17 protein-coding genes are annotated in these 16004 nt (G+C 52.9%); 10 read left to right on the top strand and 7 right to left on the bottom strand.

All coding sequences use genetic code 11. The features are described from left to right. Nucleotides 1-371: 371 nt before the first annotated feature. From rpmH to mnmE, 5 genes are all read left to right on the top strand, one after another. Nucleotides 372-512, top strand: coding sequence for a 50S ribosomal protein L34 (rpmH, locus tag J1782_RS12605; protein WP_009637487.1), 141 nt, complete (start codon nucleotides 372-374; stop codon nucleotides 510-512). Nucleotides 513-530: 18 nt separating this feature from the next. After that, complete coding sequence (gene rnpA / locus J1782_RS12600; RefSeq protein ID WP_071823635.1) at nucleotides 531-890, top strand: ribonuclease P protein component; 360 nt, start codon at nucleotides 531-533, stop codon at nucleotides 888-890. After that, entirely contained in the window at nucleotides 854-1111 is a 258-nt protein-coding gene (yidD, locus tag J1782_RS12595) for a membrane protein insertion efficiency factor YidD (RefSeq protein ID WP_095924029.1), read from the top strand. Before rnpA ends, yidD begins: the two co-directional genes overlap by 37 nt. A 2-nt stretch (nucleotides 1112-1113) precedes the next feature. Further along, nucleotides 1114-2748, top strand: coding sequence for a membrane protein insertase YidC (yidC, locus tag J1782_RS12590; protein ID WP_165060657.1), 1635 nt, complete (start codon nucleotides 1114-1116; stop codon nucleotides 2746-2748). 110 nt (nucleotides 2749-2858) lie between these two features. Continuing rightward, nucleotides 2859-4223, top strand: a complete 1365-nt coding sequence (gene mnmE / locus J1782_RS12585) for a tRNA uridine-5-carboxymethylaminomethyl(34) synthesis GTPase MnmE (protein ID WP_165060654.1) — start codon at nucleotides 2859-2861, stop codon at nucleotides 4221-4223. A gap of 70 nt (nucleotides 4224-4293) precedes the next feature. Here the strand turns inward: mnmE and J1782_RS12580 are convergent, their stop codons facing one another. Next, on the bottom strand, nucleotides 4294-4893 hold the full coding sequence (locus J1782_RS12580) for a short chain dehydrogenase (protein ID WP_165060651.1): 600 nt from the start codon (nucleotides 4891-4893) through the stop codon (nucleotides 4294-4296). 100 nt (nucleotides 4894-4993) lie between these two features. Here J1782_RS12580 and J1782_RS12575 point away from each other — a divergent pair, with 100 nt between their 5' ends. After that, nucleotides 4994-5881 (top strand): LysR family transcriptional regulator, encoded by an 888-nt coding sequence (locus tag J1782_RS12575; protein WP_217153263.1) that lies wholly within the window; start codon nucleotides 4994-4996, stop codon nucleotides 5879-5881. A gap of 68 nt (nucleotides 5882-5949) precedes the next feature. On the opposite strand, the gene J1782_RS12570 is transcribed toward J1782_RS12575, so the two are convergent. Further along, entirely contained in the window at nucleotides 5950-7845 is a 1896-nt protein-coding gene (locus J1782_RS12570; RefSeq protein ID WP_217153262.1) for a methyl-accepting chemotaxis protein, read from the bottom strand. 323 nt (nucleotides 7846-8168) lie between these two features. Here J1782_RS12570 and J1782_RS12565 point away from each other — a divergent pair, with 323 nt between their 5' ends. Both J1782_RS12565 and J1782_RS12560 read left to right on the top strand, forming a co-directional pair. Beyond that, nucleotides 8169-8894 (top strand): 4'-phosphopantetheinyl transferase superfamily protein, encoded by a 726-nt coding sequence (locus J1782_RS12565; protein WP_152323750.1) that lies wholly within the window; start codon nucleotides 8169-8171, stop codon nucleotides 8892-8894. Between the two features lie 93 nt (nucleotides 8895-8987). Continuing rightward, the gene (locus tag J1782_RS12560; protein ID WP_152323751.1) at nucleotides 8988-9557 is read left to right on the top strand and encodes an NADPH-dependent FMN reductase; all 570 of its coding nucleotides are present in this window, start codon (nucleotides 8988-8990) and stop codon (nucleotides 9555-9557) included. A 90-nt stretch (nucleotides 9558-9647) separates the two neighbouring features. On the opposite strand, the gene J1782_RS12555 is transcribed toward J1782_RS12560, so the two are convergent. Beyond that, on the bottom strand, nucleotides 9648-10985 hold the full coding sequence (locus J1782_RS12555) for an NCS2 family permease (RefSeq protein WP_165060642.1): 1338 nt from the start codon (nucleotides 10983-10985) through the stop codon (nucleotides 9648-9650). Nucleotides 10986-11137: 152 nt separating this feature from the next. Here J1782_RS12555 and yieH point away from each other — a divergent pair, with 152 nt between their 5' ends. Then, complete coding sequence (gene yieH / locus J1782_RS12550; protein WP_152323753.1) at nucleotides 11138-11803, top strand: 6-phosphogluconate phosphatase; 666 nt, start codon at nucleotides 11138-11140, stop codon at nucleotides 11801-11803. On the opposite strand, the gene J1782_RS12545 is transcribed toward yieH, so the two are convergent. Beyond that, nucleotides 11793-12623, bottom strand: coding sequence for a sugar phosphate isomerase/epimerase (locus tag J1782_RS12545; protein WP_217153261.1), 831 nt, complete (start codon nucleotides 12621-12623; stop codon nucleotides 11793-11795). The two genes, yieH and J1782_RS12545, sit on opposite strands and share 11 nt — an antisense overlap. 110 nt (nucleotides 12624-12733) lie before the next feature. Between J1782_RS12545 and J1782_RS12540 the strand changes: the two genes are divergently transcribed. Continuing rightward, nucleotides 12734-13426: a TetR/AcrR family transcriptional regulator gene (locus J1782_RS12540; RefSeq protein WP_152323755.1), complete on the top strand. Its 693-nt coding sequence runs from the start codon at nucleotides 12734-12736 to the stop codon at nucleotides 13424-13426. Between the two features lie 80 nt (nucleotides 13427-13506). Here the strand turns inward: J1782_RS12540 and phoU are convergent, their stop codons facing one another. The 3 genes from phoU to pstA all read right to left on the bottom strand — a co-directional run bounded on the left by phoU (nucleotide 13507) and on the right by pstA (nucleotide 16004). Further along, a complete protein-coding gene (gene phoU / locus J1782_RS12535) occupies nucleotides 13507-14238 on the bottom strand; it encodes a phosphate signaling complex protein PhoU (RefSeq protein WP_152323756.1) in 732 nt (243 codons plus the stop codon). A 10-nt stretch (nucleotides 14239-14248) separates the two neighbouring features. After that, entirely contained in the window at nucleotides 14249-15016 is a 768-nt protein-coding gene (gene pstB, locus J1782_RS12530; protein WP_013577692.1) for a phosphate ABC transporter ATP-binding protein PstB, read from the bottom strand. Between the two features lie 100 nt (nucleotides 15017-15116). Further along, nucleotides 15117-16004 carry a phosphate ABC transporter permease PstA gene (pstA, locus tag J1782_RS12525; RefSeq protein WP_152323757.1) on the bottom strand — a complete coding sequence of 296 codons (888 nt, stop codon included), beginning with the start codon at nucleotides 16002-16004 and terminating at the stop codon, nucleotides 15117-15119.

Here is a 16004-nt window from a genome sequence, read left to right as displayed (position 1 = left end):
GTAATCATCACTCTGCTGAAAAAATAGGAGTCCGCTGAGCTAATTTTCATCACATTGAGAGAAAGATCTCAGCCCTGTGGATAAGGATCAGGCGAGGATCCTTGCGATTTGCGGCAGAGTCCGTATAATCCTCAGCCCTACGTGTGAAGCCTGTGTTCCTGATGGTCATAACCAGATGGATATTGCGGTGTGACCACGGGCAATTCTGGTAAACACTTGAACCATTTCTGGCAATGTAAATTGACTCAGGACTGTACAGTTATTACAATCCCGCTTCTTTATATGTTGCGACAAAGGCACCGGTCGTTTTTTCGCCGAAATGTCTTCGCGTTTACTGATCAGTAATAATTTAAGTTTAGGTAGAAATCGCCATGAAACGCACTTTCCAACCGTCCGTATTGAAGCGCAACCGTAGCCACGGCTTCCGTGCTCGTATGGCCACCAAAAATGGTCGTCAGGTTCTGGCTCGCCGTCGTGCGAAAGGCCGTACCCGTCTGTCAGCTTCTAAGTAATAAAAGCTAACCTATTTAGTGGTTAAGCTCGCTTTTCCCAGGGAGTTACGTTTGTTAACTCCCCGTCATTTCACTTTCGTCTTCCAGCAGCCACAACGGGCTGGCACGCCGCAAATTACGATACTCGGCCGCCTGAACGAGCTGGGGCATCCCCGCATCGGTCTCACCGTCGCAAAAAAACACGTCAAACGCGCACATGAACGCAATCGGATTAAACGCCTTACCCGCGAAAGTTTCCGGTTGAATCAGCATACGCTGCCGTCGATGGATTTTGTGGTTGTGGCCAAGAAGGGTGTCGCCGATTTAGATAATCGCGCGCTGACGGAAGCGTTGGAGAAATTATGGCGTCGACATTGCCGACAGGCTCCCGCATCCTGATAAAGCTGATACGTGGTTATCAGTTGTTCATCAGTCCGTTGCTCGGGCCACATTGCCGCTTTCGACCAACCTGCTCTCAATACGGTATTGAAGCAATTGGTCGTTTTGGCATGTTAAAAGGCAGTTGGTTGACTTTGAAACGCGTATTAAAATGCCATCCTTTGAACCCAGGTGGTGATGACCCCGTACCGCCGAAAACCGACAATAACAGAGAACACTAACGATGGATTCGCAACGCAATCTTTTCCTCATCGCTCTGCTGTTCGTGTCTTTCATGATCTGGCAGGCATGGCAAACGGACCACGCTCCGCAACCCGCCAACCAGACCACGCAACAGACTGCGAACACTGCAAACGGTGATGCTGCTAACCAGGCTGTTCCTGGTAGCGGACAGGGCAAGTTAATTACAGTTAACAGTGATGTGCTGTCATTAACGATCAACACCCGTGGTGGCGACATTGAGCAGGCTCTGCTGACTGCTTACCCTACATCTTTGGGCTCTGACCAGCCTTTCCAGTTACTGGAAACCACTCCTAATTTCATCTATCAGGCACAAAGCGGTCTGACAGGTAAAAATGGTCCAGATAATCCGGCGAACGGCGAACGTCCTCTGTTCCAGGCCAGCTCGGATTCGTTCACTCTGGCAGAAGGCCAGTCTGAACTGCGCATCCCGATGACCTATACGGCTCAAAACGGTGCCATCTTTACCAAAACTTTCGTGATCAAACGTGGCTCCTATGCAGTGAATGTTGAGTACAACGTCAACAACACCACAGCTGCCCCGCTTGAACTGACCATGTTTGGCCAGCTCAAACAAACCACCGACTTGCCTAAGCACCGCGATACTGGCAGCAATAACTTTGCTTTGCATACGTTCCGTGGTGCGGCTTACTCTTCAAGTGATGACAAATATCAGAAGTATGCGTTCGATAAGAGCGAAGCGCTGAATGTCACCACACAGGGCGGTTGGATTGCTATGTTGCAGCAGTATTTTGCAACGGCGTGGATCCCGTCAGCGAAGGACACCAACACATTCTTCACGACCACCAACAACGGTATCTCATCGATTGGCTTTAAAGGCACACCGTTCACCGTTGCCCCTGGCGCACAACAACAGGTTGCTTCAATCCTGTGGGTGGGCCCGGAAATTCAGGACAAAATGGCCGCTATCGCGCCACACCTTGACCTGACAGTCGATTACGGTTGGTTATGGTTCATTTCTCAGCCGCTGTTCAAACTGTTGAAATTCATTAACAGCTTCGTCGGCAACTGGGGCTTCTCAATCATTGTTATCACCTTCATCGTGCGCGGTATCATGTACCCGCTGACCCGTGCGCAGTACACGTCGATGGCGAAAATGCGCATGTTGCAGCCGAAACTGGCCGCGATGCGTGAACGTATCGGTGATGACAAACAGCGCATGAGTCAGGAAATGATGGCGCTGTATAAGTCTGAGAAAGTGAACCCGCTGGGTGGCTGTCTGCCGCTGGTTATTCAGATGCCAATCTTCCTGGCACTGTATTACATGCTGTCTGGTTCCATTGAATTGCGCCACGCGCCGTTCATCCTGTGGATCCATGACCTGTCAGCGCAAGACCCGTACTACATTCTGCCGGTCATAATGGGTATCACGATGTTCTTCATTCAGAAGATGTCGCCGACCACCGTCACTGACCCGATGCAGCAGAAGATCATGACCTTCATGCCGGTCATCTTCACCGTGTTCTTCCTGTGGTTCCCGTCCGGTCTGGTGGTGTACTACATCGTCAGTAACCTGGTAACCATTCTCCAGCAGCAGCTGATTTATCGCGGGCTGGAAAAACGCGGCCTGCACAGCCGCGACAAGAAAAAGTCATAAGTGAATGTCAGGGCGGCTTCCGTCCTGACAGCTAAACTTGATGCTAAAAAACAAAGGCGATCATTTGATCGCCTTTTGCATATCCGTAAATACCCGATGGGAAAAACGTTATGAGCACCTCAGATACCATTATCGCCCAGGCCACCCCACCCGGCCGCGGTGGTGTGGGCATTTTGCGCATTTCCGGCCGTGCGGCGCGTGATGTTGCACAGGCTGTCTTAGGTAAACTGCCAAAGCCGCGTTACGCCGACTATCTGCCATTTCAGGATGCGGACGGCAGTACGCTGGATCAGGGCATCGCGCTGTGGTTCCCCGGCCCTAATTCCTTCACCGGCGAAGACGTGCTCGAGTTACAAGGCCACGGCGGACCGGTGATCCTCGATTTACTGCTCAAACGCATTATCGCGCTGGAAAACGTGCGTATTGCGCGTCCGGGCGAATTCTCTGAGCGTGCTTTCCTCAACGATAAGCTGGATCTGGCACAGGCAGAAGCAATTGCCGATCTTATCGACGCCAGCTCCGAGCAGGCCGCACGCTCGGCGGTTAACTCGCTTCAGGGCGCATTCTCGAACCGTATTCATCATCTGGTGGAAGCACTCACTCACCTGCGGATCTTTGTCGAAGCGGCTATCGACTTCCCGGATGAGGAAATCGACTTTCTGTCAGACGGCAAAATCGAAGCCAAACTTAATACGGTGATGGGCGATCTCGATGCGGTACGTGCTGAAGCCCGTCAGGGCAGCCTGCTGCGTGAAGGGATGAAAGTGGTGATTGCCGGACGCCCGAACGCCGGTAAATCCAGCCTGCTGAACGCGCTGGCCGGTCGTGAAGCGGCGATTGTGACCGACATCGCGGGCACCACGCGCGACGTTCTGCGCGAGCATATTCATCTCGACGGCATGCCTTTGCACATTATTGATACCGCCGGTTTACGTGAAGCCAGCGACGAAGTAGAGCGCATTGGTATCGAACGTGCATGGAATGAGATCGAACAGGCAGACTTAGTGCTGTTTATGGTTGACGGCACCACAACGGCTGCGACTGAACCAGCTGAAATCTGGCCGGAGTTTATGGCACGCCTTCCCGCTTCTTTACCTATCGTCGTGGTACGCAATAAAGCCGATATTACCGCCGAAGCACTGGGGCAAACCGAAGTGAATGGTCACTCACTTATTCGCCTTTCTGCCCGCACCGGCGACGGCGTGGATTTGCTGCGCGATCATCTGAAACAGGTGATGGGCTTTAATCACAACATGGAAGGCGGATTTCTTGCCCGTCGTCGTCACTTGCAGGCGCTGGAAGACGCGGCACAACATCTGGTTCAGGGTAAAGATCAGCTGCTTGGCGCATGGGCAGGTGAATTACTGGCGGAAGAGTTACGCCTTGCACAACAGTCACTGAGTGAAATCACCGGCGAATTCACATCTGATGATTTGCTGGGGCGCATTTTCTCGAGTTTCTGTATCGGTAAATAATTCCCTCCTGGCAACAAACAAAACCCACATTGTAAAATGTGGGTTTTTAATTTTTTTCAACGTATTAGCCTTACCAGACTTTATAAACGCGTCCGGTCTGCGCCCCTTCCACGCTGCGACGATAGGCTTTCGCCACGCGTGCTGCCGGTGCTGCTTCAAAACCCGGAAAGAATGAACCGTAAGCTTTCAGTGACTCTTCCACGACGGTCGGGCTAACCACGTTGATGCGGATACCACGCGGGAGTTCGATCGCCGCCCCCTGCACAAAACCTTCTACAGCCGCATTTACCGTGGTGGCGTTTGCTCCCTGACGGATAGGTTCATCAGCAATAATCCCGCTGGTCAGTGTGATGGAACCCCTCTCGTTCAGGAATGACTGACCGATCAGCGCAATACGTACCTGCCCGAGCAGTTTGTCCTGCAAACCAATATTGAATTGTTCTGCGGTCATTTCAGTCAGCGGGCCAAAGTGCAGGCTGCCGGTGGTGGCAATAATCGCATCGACCTTCCCTGCGTTTTTGAAAAGCGCCCGGACGCTGCTTTCATCGGTAATATCGACCTGAAAATCACCGTGCGTTTTACCTGCAGTGATCACCTCATGATCATCGGCAAACTCACGCACCACAGCGCTCCCCAATGTACCAGTCCCGCCAATCACTAAAATTTTCATCACAGACTCCTCAATGTTGTTGGTAAGTTCATCTTTTACCAAACTCAGGGTTAGATATAGACTCGTATTATTCGTTCTGTTCTAACTCAGGGTTTGTAATGTGGATAAGCTGCGAAATATTGAAGTCTTTGTCAGCGTAGTAGAAACCGGCAATTTCAGTACTGCGGCCGAAAAGCTGGGGATCTCGGCAGTGATGGTCGGCAAGCATATCCAGCAGCTGGAAAAGCATCTGAATGCCCGTCTGTTGCAGCGCACCACCCGCAGGCAAAGCCTGACCGATGCCGGTGAAGTGTTTTATGAAAACGGCAAACGGGTGCTGGAGCAGATGAAATTCACGGAAAGCGCAATGGAAAGCCTGCAAAGCGTTCCCACCGGATTGCTGCGCGTCAGTGCGCCAGTTTCTTTAGGCTCCGGCGTGATTGCGCCGATGCTCGCCCGTTATCTGAATCTCTACCCTCAGGTCAAAGTGGAATTGGTGCTGAGCAATGCCCGCGTCGATTTAATCGGCGAAAATTTCGATCTCGCCATCCGTATTGGTGAAATCGGGGATGACCGGCTGGTCGCCAGGCCACTGAAACCCTATGAAATGGTGATTTGCGCATCGCCGGAGTATTTGCAGCGCAACGGCACACCCGAATCGCCGGAAGATCTGAAAACGCATCCGTGCCTGATCCACTCCGTGTGGAATCAGAGTGAAGGCTGGCATCTGGCGAACGCCGGGCAAACCACGTCGGCGTGGCCGGTGAACAGCCGGTATGTCTCCAACGATGGCCATGCGTTGCGCAATGCCGCGCTGGAAGGAGCCGGTTTACTGCTTCAGCCGAAGGTGCTGCTGGCCGAAGATATTCTCCGCGGCAGGCTTATTCCGGTTCTCGAGTCTTTCATTCCCACACCGCGCGCCGTGCATGTGGTTTATCTGCCCGATTTCCGCCCGCGGGCGAAACTGAACAGTCTGATTAACTACATGACAGAAAAAGATTTCTACTGATTATTCCTTCCATAAAAAAACGGTAAGTGATCGCTCACTTACCGTTCAATTTACAGTGAAAAAAACAATCAGAGCTTAAAGCCCGCCACCACGGTTTCCAGCTGAACGGTCTGATCCTGCATGGCCTGAGCGGCCGCAGAAACCTGTTCCACCAGCGCCGCATTCTGCTGAGTGGCGTTATCCAGCTGGGTGATTGCAACGTTCACCTGCTCGATACCGAGGCTTTGCTCCTGACTGGAAGACATGATTTCGTTCATCAGCGTCGCCACGTTATTCACGCCGCCCATCACTTCATCCATCGTCGTTCCGGCGGTTGCCACCAGCTGGCTGCCAGTGGTGATATCCGCGACGGAATCTTCAATCAGTTTTTTGATTTCGCGGGCAGACGTAGCAGAACGTTGCGCCAGGCTGCGCACTTCCGAAGCCACGACGGCAAATCCGCGCCCCTGTTCGCCCGCACGGGCCGCTTCAACGGCGGCATTCAGCGCCAGAATGTTGGTCTGGAAAGCAATACCGTCGATCACGCTGATGATATCGACAATTTTGTGCGAGGAACGGGTGATCGAACCCATGGTATCGACCACCTGTTTCACCACTTCCGACCCTTTCTGCGCCACCGCAGACGCATCGCGCGCCAGCTGGTTCGCGCCTTCGGCGTTGGCGGCGTTCTGTTTCACGGTGCTGGTCAGCTGTTCCATGGACGCCGCCGTTTCAACAATCGAACTCGCCTGTTCTTCGGTACGCCCGGAGAGATCCATGTTACCGCTGGCGATTTCGCGCGATGCCGAGGTGATCGCCAGACTGCTGTCGCCGACCTGACGGAGGATCGATTGCAGGAATGACAGGAACTGGTTAAAGCTCTGATTTACACGGTTGAATTCCGGACTGCGGCTTTCTGGCAGGCGGAGGGTCAGATCAGCGCCACCAGCGGAAAGCTGGCTGATATTTTTATGCAGCGCATCCAGCTGACGCATAAAAATTTTGATCGCCAGGATCAGCACAACCAGCAGCAAAATCACCATTGGAATTTGCACCAGACCCAGACTTTGCAGGATGCCATGCGTCCGCGTCAGCAACTGGCTGGTTGGCATATCGGTGGCGATATACCACGGCCCCTGAATGTTGCTCATGAACATCGTGTGAGACGTACCGTTGTTGTCGTAGTCGGCAACCAGATTCGCCTGCCCGTCAATCTGATCGAGACTTTTGCGGATCTGCACCACCAGCGGAGATTGTTCGCCCAGAGAAGCCAGCTTCGGCAGCTTTTCATCCGTGGACTGGCTGGTACCGACGAGGGTGCCGTCTTTCTCGACGATATAAATCTTCGCGTGAACCTTTTTCTCCATTTCCGTCACCAGCTGGTTAAAGAAACCCAGCGTCACGTCGATGGTGGCAACGCCCCACTGTTTGTCGCCTTTATAAATCGGCATCGCGCAGTTGGTACGCGGCTGTGTACTGGCGTCATCAAAGTAGGCAGGCGCCCAGACACACTGGCCCTTTTCGCCTTTTGAAGCGGCAAGATACCAGGATTGCTCGAAGTAATTCGGCGATTCAGCACTGTTCCAGAAGGTATTTACCGTCAGTTGGTTATTACTGTTACGTGCAAAGAAAGTGCTGAATTTGATTTTTGCCGGGTCGCGCTGGTTCGGCAGCGGCCAGATACCGCCCCCAAATACGGCGGAATCACCGTATTGATCCACCAGCGCGGGCAGCAACCGGTCAATGCTGTCGCTGTCCATTTGTGCGACGGTTTGAGTGATGGTACGCACCTGAGATTCCACTTTGTTCAGCCGTTCGTTGATAACGACGGCGATATCATCAACCTGATTCGCAACCAGAGTGCTTTCTGTTTGTTTCAGCTGAGGAGCAATAAAGACCTGGATCACGATGAGCGTAACGATGACCAGCACAATAAAAAACAAGCTGATCAATGCGATAAAGCGGGATTGCGTTGTTTTTAACATTTTAGGGTACTCACAGGCAAAGCAGCGAGATCGCTGCTTAACTTATAACGGCATTTTCTGAGGTTTCTTTATGAGGCTATAGTAGATATATCTGGCACCCGGATCATATGAGTGAAAAACCAGAACATCGTCCCGATGAGATTTTTTCTCAATATGCGGTTAATACAGTGATTCCTTTCGCTTTATCGTTATGAAAAACTTTCTGAAAAGTAAAAAGAGTGTGCGCGGACGCGGGGTTTAAGCGGTTTTTAATGATTTCTCTTAATGTTATTCTTCACGAATACAGAGAAAATACGGTCGAACCATTAATCATGGAGTGAACAATGGCGTGCCACTTTGCAAGATGGGCTGTGACGGAAGCTGAACCCGATACACATCGGTTGCCCAGAGAAATTGTTGTATCCGCAAAACACCTTTCCGAAAAACAACGAAAACGATTTTTAAACGGTCGTGTTTTACTGGCCGAAATGATTTTCTATCTTTACGGTATTGCGGAACTTCCTAACGTCATCACCCTGCCGAGCGGCCGCCCGAGTTTTGAATCCTCCGATCTTCCCGATTTCAGCCTGGCATATGCAGGCAGCACCGTCGGTGTGCTGATCAGCAGCGAAGGAAAAGTCGGTCTTGATCTCGAAATTATTCACGCGCGCAGCGCACTGGTTAATCCCCAGCACCAGCTGCAACTTTCTGCCGTCGAAAAAACCTGGATTGCCATGCAGTCCGACCCGATTGAATCCTCCCTACAGCTTTGGTGCATACGTCAAAGTATGCTGAAAATGTCCGGCCTGAACGAACAAAGCCAGCTGACACTCAGCCTGAATCCGGCTTCCGGCCGCCTGCGTTCGACGGTCACGCCGGAGGCGCAGGTGATGAGTGATATTGAAGGGTCGATTACCTGGGCATGCGCGCAGTCTCCGTCGATTATCCGGTTACAGTGCTGGCGCTACGAACCGGAAAATGGTTTTACCCGCACACAAACGCTGTCCGTTGATCAGCAATCTGATTCACTGCATTACATGAAGTTCACCAGCCTGCCGCCTGCCAAATAAAACTTCACTCATGTTTTCAAAAACCTTGTATATCGACGTGCCGTTTTTCGTTTAAGGTAAGAATCAGAGAGTCATCCATAACAGGAGTTAACCATGTCAGCTAAGCCTCTGAAGTTTGTCACACTGTTAGGTAGTCTTCGTAAAGCGTCTTACAACGCCATGGTCGCGCGCACGCTGCCGAAAGTCGCGCCTGAGGGCGTCACCATTGAAGCGTTACCGTCTATCGGTACTCTGCCGTTGTACGATGCCGATATTCAGCAGGAAGAGGGGTTTCCGGCCGATTTAAACGCGATTGCGGAACAAATCCGCCAGGCGGACGGTGTGATCATCGTGACGCCGGAATACAACTATTCCGTTCCCGGCGGACTGAAGAACGCCATCGACTGGATTTCACGTTTGCCTGACCAGCCACTGGCGGGCAAACCGGTGCTGATTCAGACCAGTTCAATGGGACCGGTCGGCGGCGCACGCTGTCAGTATCATCTGCGTCAGATTCTGGTCTTCCTCGATGCGATGGTGATGAATAAGCCTGAGTTTATGGGGGGCGTCATTCAGAACAAAGTCGACGCCCAAACCGGTGAAGTTATCGATCAGGGGACGCTGGATTTCCTCAGAGGCCAGCTGACCGCATTTGCCGACTATACGCACCGCGTCAGCAAATAATTTTCAGCCGCTAAAATACAAACAGCCCGCCACTTTCAGAAAGTGGCGGGCTGTTTTTTTATCATTCACAGACGCTAAATCGCGTGCGGATTAATGACCGTCAACAAACGCGATTTTCAGCACGAACAACAGGGCAACAACAACGACGCACGGGCTGATCTCTCTCCAGCGGCCTGTGCCCAGTTTCATCACCACATAAGAGATGAAGCCCAGCGCAATGCCTTCTGTGATGGAAAAGCTGAATGGCATCATTACTGCCGTCACAAAAGCAGGAACCGCTTCTGTCAGGTCATCCCACGAAACGCGCGCCAGGCTGGAGGTCATCAGAACGCCCACATAAATTAGCGCTCCGGCTGCCGCATATTCCGGCACCATGCCCGCCAGCGGGGAAATGAAGATCACCAGCAGGAACAGCAAACCGGTCACGACAGCGGTCAGGCCGGTGCGGCCCCCCACGGACACGCCGGACGTACTTTCGATATACGCGCCAACGGAAGATGTCCCGATGAAAGCACCCGCCACAGAGGAAATACTGTCGACGTACAGTGCCTGTTTCATCTGCGGAAATTTACCCTTTTCATCCGCCAGACCGGCTTTGTCCGTCACGCCTATCAGCGTACCGGAGGAGTCAAACAGGTTGACCAGCATGAAGGAGAAAATTACGCCTGCCAGACCGATATTCAGCGCGCCTTTCAGGTCAACCTGACCGACGACGGTGGTGATGCTCGGCGGCATCGACCAGAAACCGTTGTAATGCACGTCACCGATCGCCAGACCAATGCCCGTGGTCACTACGATCGACACCAGAACGGAAGCGTGAAAGTTACGTGACGCCAGTACGGCAATAATGAAGAAGCCCAGCACGCCCAGCAGGACGTTGTGGGATGTCAGATTGCCGATGGTGACGATGGTATCCGGGTTCGCGACAATAATGCCGGCGTTTTTCAGCCCCATCATGCCGATGAACAGCCCGATACCGGCGGTAATCCCCACGCGCAGGCTGACCGGAATGTTCGCGATCATCCAGTAGCGGATACGGAAAATAGTCAGCAGCAGCAGGCCAACAGCGCCCCAGAAAATAGCGCCCATCCCGATTTGCCATGAAACGCCCATCGCACCCACCACCACAAAGGCGAAGAAGGCGTTCAGACCCATCGCTGGCGCCAGTGCAACCGGCAGGTTGGCAATCACGCCCATCAGAATGCTGCCAAACGCGGCAATCAGACAGGTGGTCACAAAGACGGCCTGTTTATCCATGCCCGCGACACCCAGAATCTGCGGGTTCACGAAAACGATGTAGACCATGGTCAGGAAGGTGGTTAAGCCTGCGATAGTTTCGGTGCGTACCGTTGTGCCGTGCTGCGTCAGTTTAAATAAACGTTCAGCCAGGCCTCTTCCGCCGTTAGCATTGCTGTGTGGTGTGCTCATCAGTGAGTTCCAAAATGGGGGAAAAACAATCGGGGGGTATCCTAAGGATTTTAGCCGTAAAGCGCCAGCACTGGATGTGTGGGATTAAATCTATCGTTCGGGTACAGTGCCATAAACCACGCGAATAGATGAAACACTCACAGGGAGAAAGTATGTCACAGGTTGAATGTGTCTTTTTTGATTGCGACGGTACGCTGGTGGACAGTGAAATGTTGTGCTGCGAAGCCTATGTCGAGATGTTTGCACATTTTGGCGTGACGGTTTCTTTTGACGAAATGTATAAGAAATACAAAGGCGTTAAGCTTTATGAAATCGTTGAGATCGTCAATAAAGAGCACGGTATCGACGTGCCAAAAGAGGAGATGGAAGTGATTTTCCGCCAGCACGTTGCGCGGCTTTTCGACAGCAAACTTGAGCCGGTTGACGGCGCACGGGAGCTGCTGGAGCAAATTTCCGTGCCGATGTGTGTGGTCTCCAACGGCCCGGTCACCAAAATGCAGCACTCGCTTGGCCTCACCGGTCTGCTGCCTTTCATGGGCGACAAACTGTTCAGCGGATACGATTTACAGCGCTGGAAACCCGATCCGGCGGTGTTATACAAAGCCGCCGAAGTGATGGACGTTCCGGTGGAAGCGTGCATTCTGGTTGAGGATTCCGTGGCGGGCGCACAGGCCGGGATCGCCGCCGGGATCCCGGTATTTTATTACTGCGCCGATCCGCACAACCCGCCGCTGAACAATCCGCTGGTGACCACTTTCCACGACATGCGCGAGTTGCCGGCGATCTGGCGTGAAAAGGGTTATCAGATTACGCGTTAAGGGTTTTGTCGTAAGCCTGCATGCGTCGTTCCAGTTCCGTCAGGGAACTCAGGCCCTCTGCGAGCGGCAGGGTTTTATCATTGAAGATTTCCAGCGACCACGGACCGGTAAAACCTTTCCGGTTCAGGGTGCTGACGAAATCCACCAGCGGCAAGTCGCCCTGGCCGGGATAACACCGGTAACTGCGGCTCCACTGCTGCACGTTCATGTCTTTGTACGGCGCATCCGCCAGTTGCAGGAAGCTGATTCTCTCCAGCGGCACTTCATCCAGACGGTCGAGGTTGTCGCCCACGGCGAGAATATGAAAGCTGTCGAGCACAATCCCCAGCGCCGGGTGGTTCACTTCACGCACGCGATCCCACGCCTGCCGGTAACGGTTGATGTGTTTCCCCCACGCCAGCGCTTCAAAGCCGATGCGGATGTCATGAGGCTGCGCCATTTCCGCCAGTGCGGCGAGATCGGCAATCTGTACATCGCGCTCCGCTGAACTTTCAGGGTCGGTATTACTGCACACCAGCAAGCGGTCGCACCCCAGTTCATTCATCAGATCAAATTGCCGGCGCGCGCTGGCAAACTTCTCATTACGCTTTTCCGGCTGAACGCCTTCAAAGTCGCGGAAAGGTTGTAGCAGGAAAATCCGTAATCCGAGCGAATCCGCCAGATTTCGGATGGCGATGGGTTTGACCGGGCTTTTGAGTAAATCATCTTCAAAAATCTCTACGCCATCAAACCCCGCCGCCGCGATGGCGGTGAGTTTTTCGGGCAGAGTTCCTGGTACTGAAACTGTCGCAATAGAACGTAACCGGGTGGTAGCAGGCAAAATAGCGTCCTTTTTGTCAGGCTTCGAGACTTACAGTAGTGGACCTTCATACCGCATTCGTCAAGTGTTGGCGGCTTGTATGAACGCACAGATTGTAACTGATCGAATCAATGGTTAATCTCTGTGGCGAGATTGAGGTTATTAATGAGGATATGACGCTGAGCAGCCAAAGTTCCCCGGCGCCGGGACGTAAAAATGATCCGATAGGACTGAAACAGCGCATTTTCGACAGTGCTCTGGCTGAATTCGCTGAATCCGGCCTGATGGGCGCGCGTATGGAAAATATCGCCTCAAATGCCAACACCACAAAACGTATGGTGGTCTATCACTACAAGACCAAAGAAGCCCTGTACATGCTGGTTCTGGAGCACGTTTACCGCGGCATCCGCCAGCACGAGCTGGATCTGGATTTGTCGTCATTTCCCCCGGCGGAGGCGATCGTCAAACTGGTGGAAGCCAGCTTCGATTTTCACGTTTCTCACCCGGAATTCATCCGCATTGTGTCGACAGAAAACATGCTGCGCGGCCGGTTTATCCGTCAGTCCACCAGCATCCGCGAGATCAATAAAACGGCGTTAACGCTGCTGGAAGATATTCTCGAACGCGGAAAACAGAGCCATTTATTTAAGGAAGATTCCCAGGCGCGCGACGTTCACCGGCTGATCAGCAGCCTGTGTGTGCATCAGGTCGCGAACCAGTACACATTCGGTGCTCTGTTCGAAAACCCTGACGAAGTGGATTTGCAGGTTGCGCATTATCGCCAGCTGGCAGTGGTGGTGGCACTGCGGTATGTGATGAAATAGCGCGTCAGCGGACAGCAAAAAGGCCTCGTTAGAGGCCTTTTTTATGGCGAAGATTTTGTATGACGAGTATCAGTGACCGATCAGTCTTTCGCAGCGTCTTTGCCGTCTGTCAGCAATTTGTCCAGCGCATCGCCACCAACGTGACGGAAATCCTGCCCTTTCACGAAGTAGAAGATGAATTCACAAATATTCTGGCAACGATCGCCGATACGCTCAATGGAACGGGCGCAGAACAACGCGGTCAGGACGCTTGGAATGGTACGCGGATCTTCCATCATGTAGGTCATGAGCTGACGCACAATGCCTTCATATTCCTGATCCACTTTCTTATCTTCACGGTAAATACGCACCGCTTCGTCAAGATCCATACGCGCGAACGCGTCGAGCACGTCATGCAGCATTTCTACCGTATGGCGGCCCAGAGATTCCAGGCTGACCAGCAGCGGCTGATGCAGATGCGAGAATTTCTCCAGCGCCGTGCGGCAGATTTTATCCGCCACATCGCCGATACGTTCGAGCTCAGAAATGGTTTTGATAATCGCCATCACCAAACGCAGATCGCTGGCGGTCGGCTGGCGCTTGGCAATAATGCGCACGCACGCTTCGTCAATCGCCACTTCCATCAGGTTAACTTTGTCATCACCTTTGATGACGCGCTGCGCCAGTTCGGCATCCTGATTGTGCATCGCGGTGATCGCATCAGTCAGTTGCTGTTCAACCAGCCCACCCATCGCCAGAACCTGTGTACGGATGTGCTCGAGCTCGGCGTTAAACTGGCCGGAAATGTGTTTATTTAAGTTCAGGTTGTCCATCGTTCTTACCTCAACCGTAGCGGCCAGTAATGTAATCTTCAGTCTGTTTGCGCGCTGGCGAAGTAAACAGCGAGTCAGTGTCACTGTATTCGATCAGCTCACCCAGATACATAAACGCAGTGCGGTCTGAACAACGCGCAGCCTGCTGCATGTTGTGGGTCACGATCACCACGGTGTAATCAGATTTTAGCTCGGTGATCAGCTCTTCGATACGGCCGGTTGAAATTGGGTCCAGCGCCGAACATGGTTCATCAAGCAGGAGAACATCAGGGCGGATAGCAATGCCGCGCGCAATGCACAGACGCTGTTGCTGGCCGCCGGACAGGCTGTAACCGCTCTGGTGCAGCTTGTCTTTGGATTCATTCCACAAAGCGGCTTTGGTCAGCGCCCATTGCACGCGCTCATCCATGTCCGTACGGGAAAGTTTTTCAAACAGACGGACACCAAACGCGATGTTGTCGTAAATCGACATCGGGAACGGCGTCGGTTTCTGGAAGACCATGCCAACTTTGGCACGCAGCAGCGCGATATCCTGTTTATCGACCAGAATATTTTCGCCATCGAGCAGAATTTCGCCTTCTGCATGCTGCTCAGGGTAAAGCTGATACATTTTGTTGAACGTACGCAGCAGCGTGGATTTACCACAACCTGACGGGCCGATGAATGCCGTGACTTCGTTCTTAGCGATATCCAGGGAAATATTTTTCAGCGCGTGGAATTTACCGTAATAAAAATTCAGATCGCGAACCTGAATCTTGCTGTTGGATGCGTCAGTCATTCGACTCATTAAGACATCTCTCTTTTGCGCGCGCCGCTGTGCGACGCCGGGTAAACAGTGATGGCAGAGTGAAAAACTCTGCCATCAGTAATGAATTAACTTACTGCTTCTTCGTGGCGAAGATCACACGCGCCAGAATGTTCAGCAACAGCACACACACTGTAATCAGCAGCACGCCCGCCCAGGCCAGTTGTTGCCATTCGCCAAACGGGCTCATCGCAAACTTGAAGATGGTCACCGGCAGGTTGGCGATCGGCTGCATCATGTCGGTGCTCCAGAACTGGTTGGAGAGCGACGTAAACAGCAGCGGTGCGGTTTCGCCGGCGATGCGGGCAATCGCCAGCAAAATACCGGTGATAATGCCGGAAACAGACGCTTTCAGGGTGATCGCAGAAATCATTTTCCATTTCGGCGTTCCCAGCGCATAAGCCGCTTCACGCAGGCTGTCCGGCACCAGTTTCAGCATGTTTTCCGTGGTGCGGATAACAATCGGGATTTGCAGCAGCGCCAGCGCCAGTACGCCCGCCCAGCCAGAGAAGTGCCCCATTTTCGCCACCATGATGGTGTAAACGAACAGGCCAACCACAATGGAAGGAGCAGAAAGCAGAATGTCGTTGATGAAGCGAATGAATTCCGCCAGCCAGGATTTACGGCCATATTCTGCCAGATAAATCCCCGCCATCACGCCCAGCGGCGTACCGATAACCGTCGCCCATAGAATCAGCAGTCCGCTGCCCGCAATGGCGTTCGCCAGACCACCGCCAGCCGTATTTGGCGGCGGGGTGTTTTGGGTAAACAGCGCCAGAGACATGCCGTCTACGCCTTTCACGACGGTCGTGAACAGGATCCAGACCAGCCAGAACAGGCCAAAAAGCATGGTCAGCATGGAAATCATCAGCGCCAGACGGTTCTTCTGACGGCGCCATGCCTGACGTTTGCGACGTGATTCCAGTAAGGCTGCGTTACTTTGCATTTCGAGTGTCGTCAT

Origin of the sequence: Rahnella sp. BCC 1045 (assembly GCF_019049615.1) — a bacterium.
In the GTDB taxonomy this organism is placed as follows: Bacteria; Pseudomonadota; Gammaproteobacteria; order Enterobacterales; family Enterobacteriaceae; genus Rahnella; species Rahnella contaminans.
The sequence above is the reverse complement of the archived record's forward strand: the minus strand, read 5'-3'. Positions and strand labels throughout refer to the sequence as shown.

Excerpts from the sequence above, each read along its gene's own strand:
- J1782_RS12565 (WP_152323750.1), top strand. The coding sequence starts at position 8,169 with ATGGCGTGCCACTTTGCAAGATGGGCTGTGACGGAAGCTGAACCCGAT.
- yidD (WP_095924029.1), top strand. The coding sequence starts at position 854 with ATGGCGTCGACATTGCCGACAGGCTCCCGCATCCTGATAAAGCTGATA.
- J1782_RS12560 (WP_152323751.1), top strand. The coding sequence starts at position 8,988 with ATGTCAGCTAAGCCTCTGAAGTTTGTCACACTGTTAGGTAGTCTTCGT.
- J1782_RS12580 (WP_165060651.1), bottom strand. The coding sequence starts at position 4,893 with ATGAAAATTTTAGTGATTGGCGGGACTGGTACATTGGGGAGCGCTGTG.
- pstB (WP_013577692.1), bottom strand. The coding sequence starts at position 15,016 with ATGACTGACGCATCCAACAGCAAGATTCAGGTTCGCGATCTGAATTTT.
- mnmE (WP_165060654.1), top strand. The coding sequence starts at position 2,859 with ATGAGCACCTCAGATACCATTATCGCCCAGGCCACCCCACCCGGCCGC.
- rpmH (WP_009637487.1), top strand. The coding sequence starts at position 372 with ATGAAACGCACTTTCCAACCGTCCGTATTGAAGCGCAACCGTAGCCAC.
- phoU (WP_152323756.1), bottom strand. The coding sequence starts at position 14,238 with ATGGACAACCTGAACTTAAATAAACACATTTCCGGCCAGTTTAACGCC.
- yidC (WP_165060657.1), top strand. The coding sequence starts at position 1,114 with ATGGATTCGCAACGCAATCTTTTCCTCATCGCTCTGCTGTTCGTGTCT.
- pstA (WP_152323757.1), bottom strand. The coding sequence starts at position 16,004 with ATGACGACACTCGAAATGCAAAGTAACGCAGCCTTACTGGAATCACGT.
- yieH (WP_152323753.1), top strand. The coding sequence starts at position 11,138 with ATGTCACAGGTTGAATGTGTCTTTTTTGATTGCGACGGTACGCTGGTG.
- J1782_RS12570 (WP_217153262.1), bottom strand. The coding sequence starts at position 7,845 with ATGTTAAAAACAACGCAATCCCGCTTTATCGCATTGATCAGCTTGTTT.
- J1782_RS12555 (WP_165060642.1), bottom strand. The coding sequence starts at position 10,985 with ATGAGCACACCACACAGCAATGCTAACGGCGGAAGAGGCCTGGCTGAA.
- J1782_RS12540 (WP_152323755.1), top strand. The coding sequence starts at position 12,734 with ATGGTTAATCTCTGTGGCGAGATTGAGGTTATTAATGAGGATATGACG.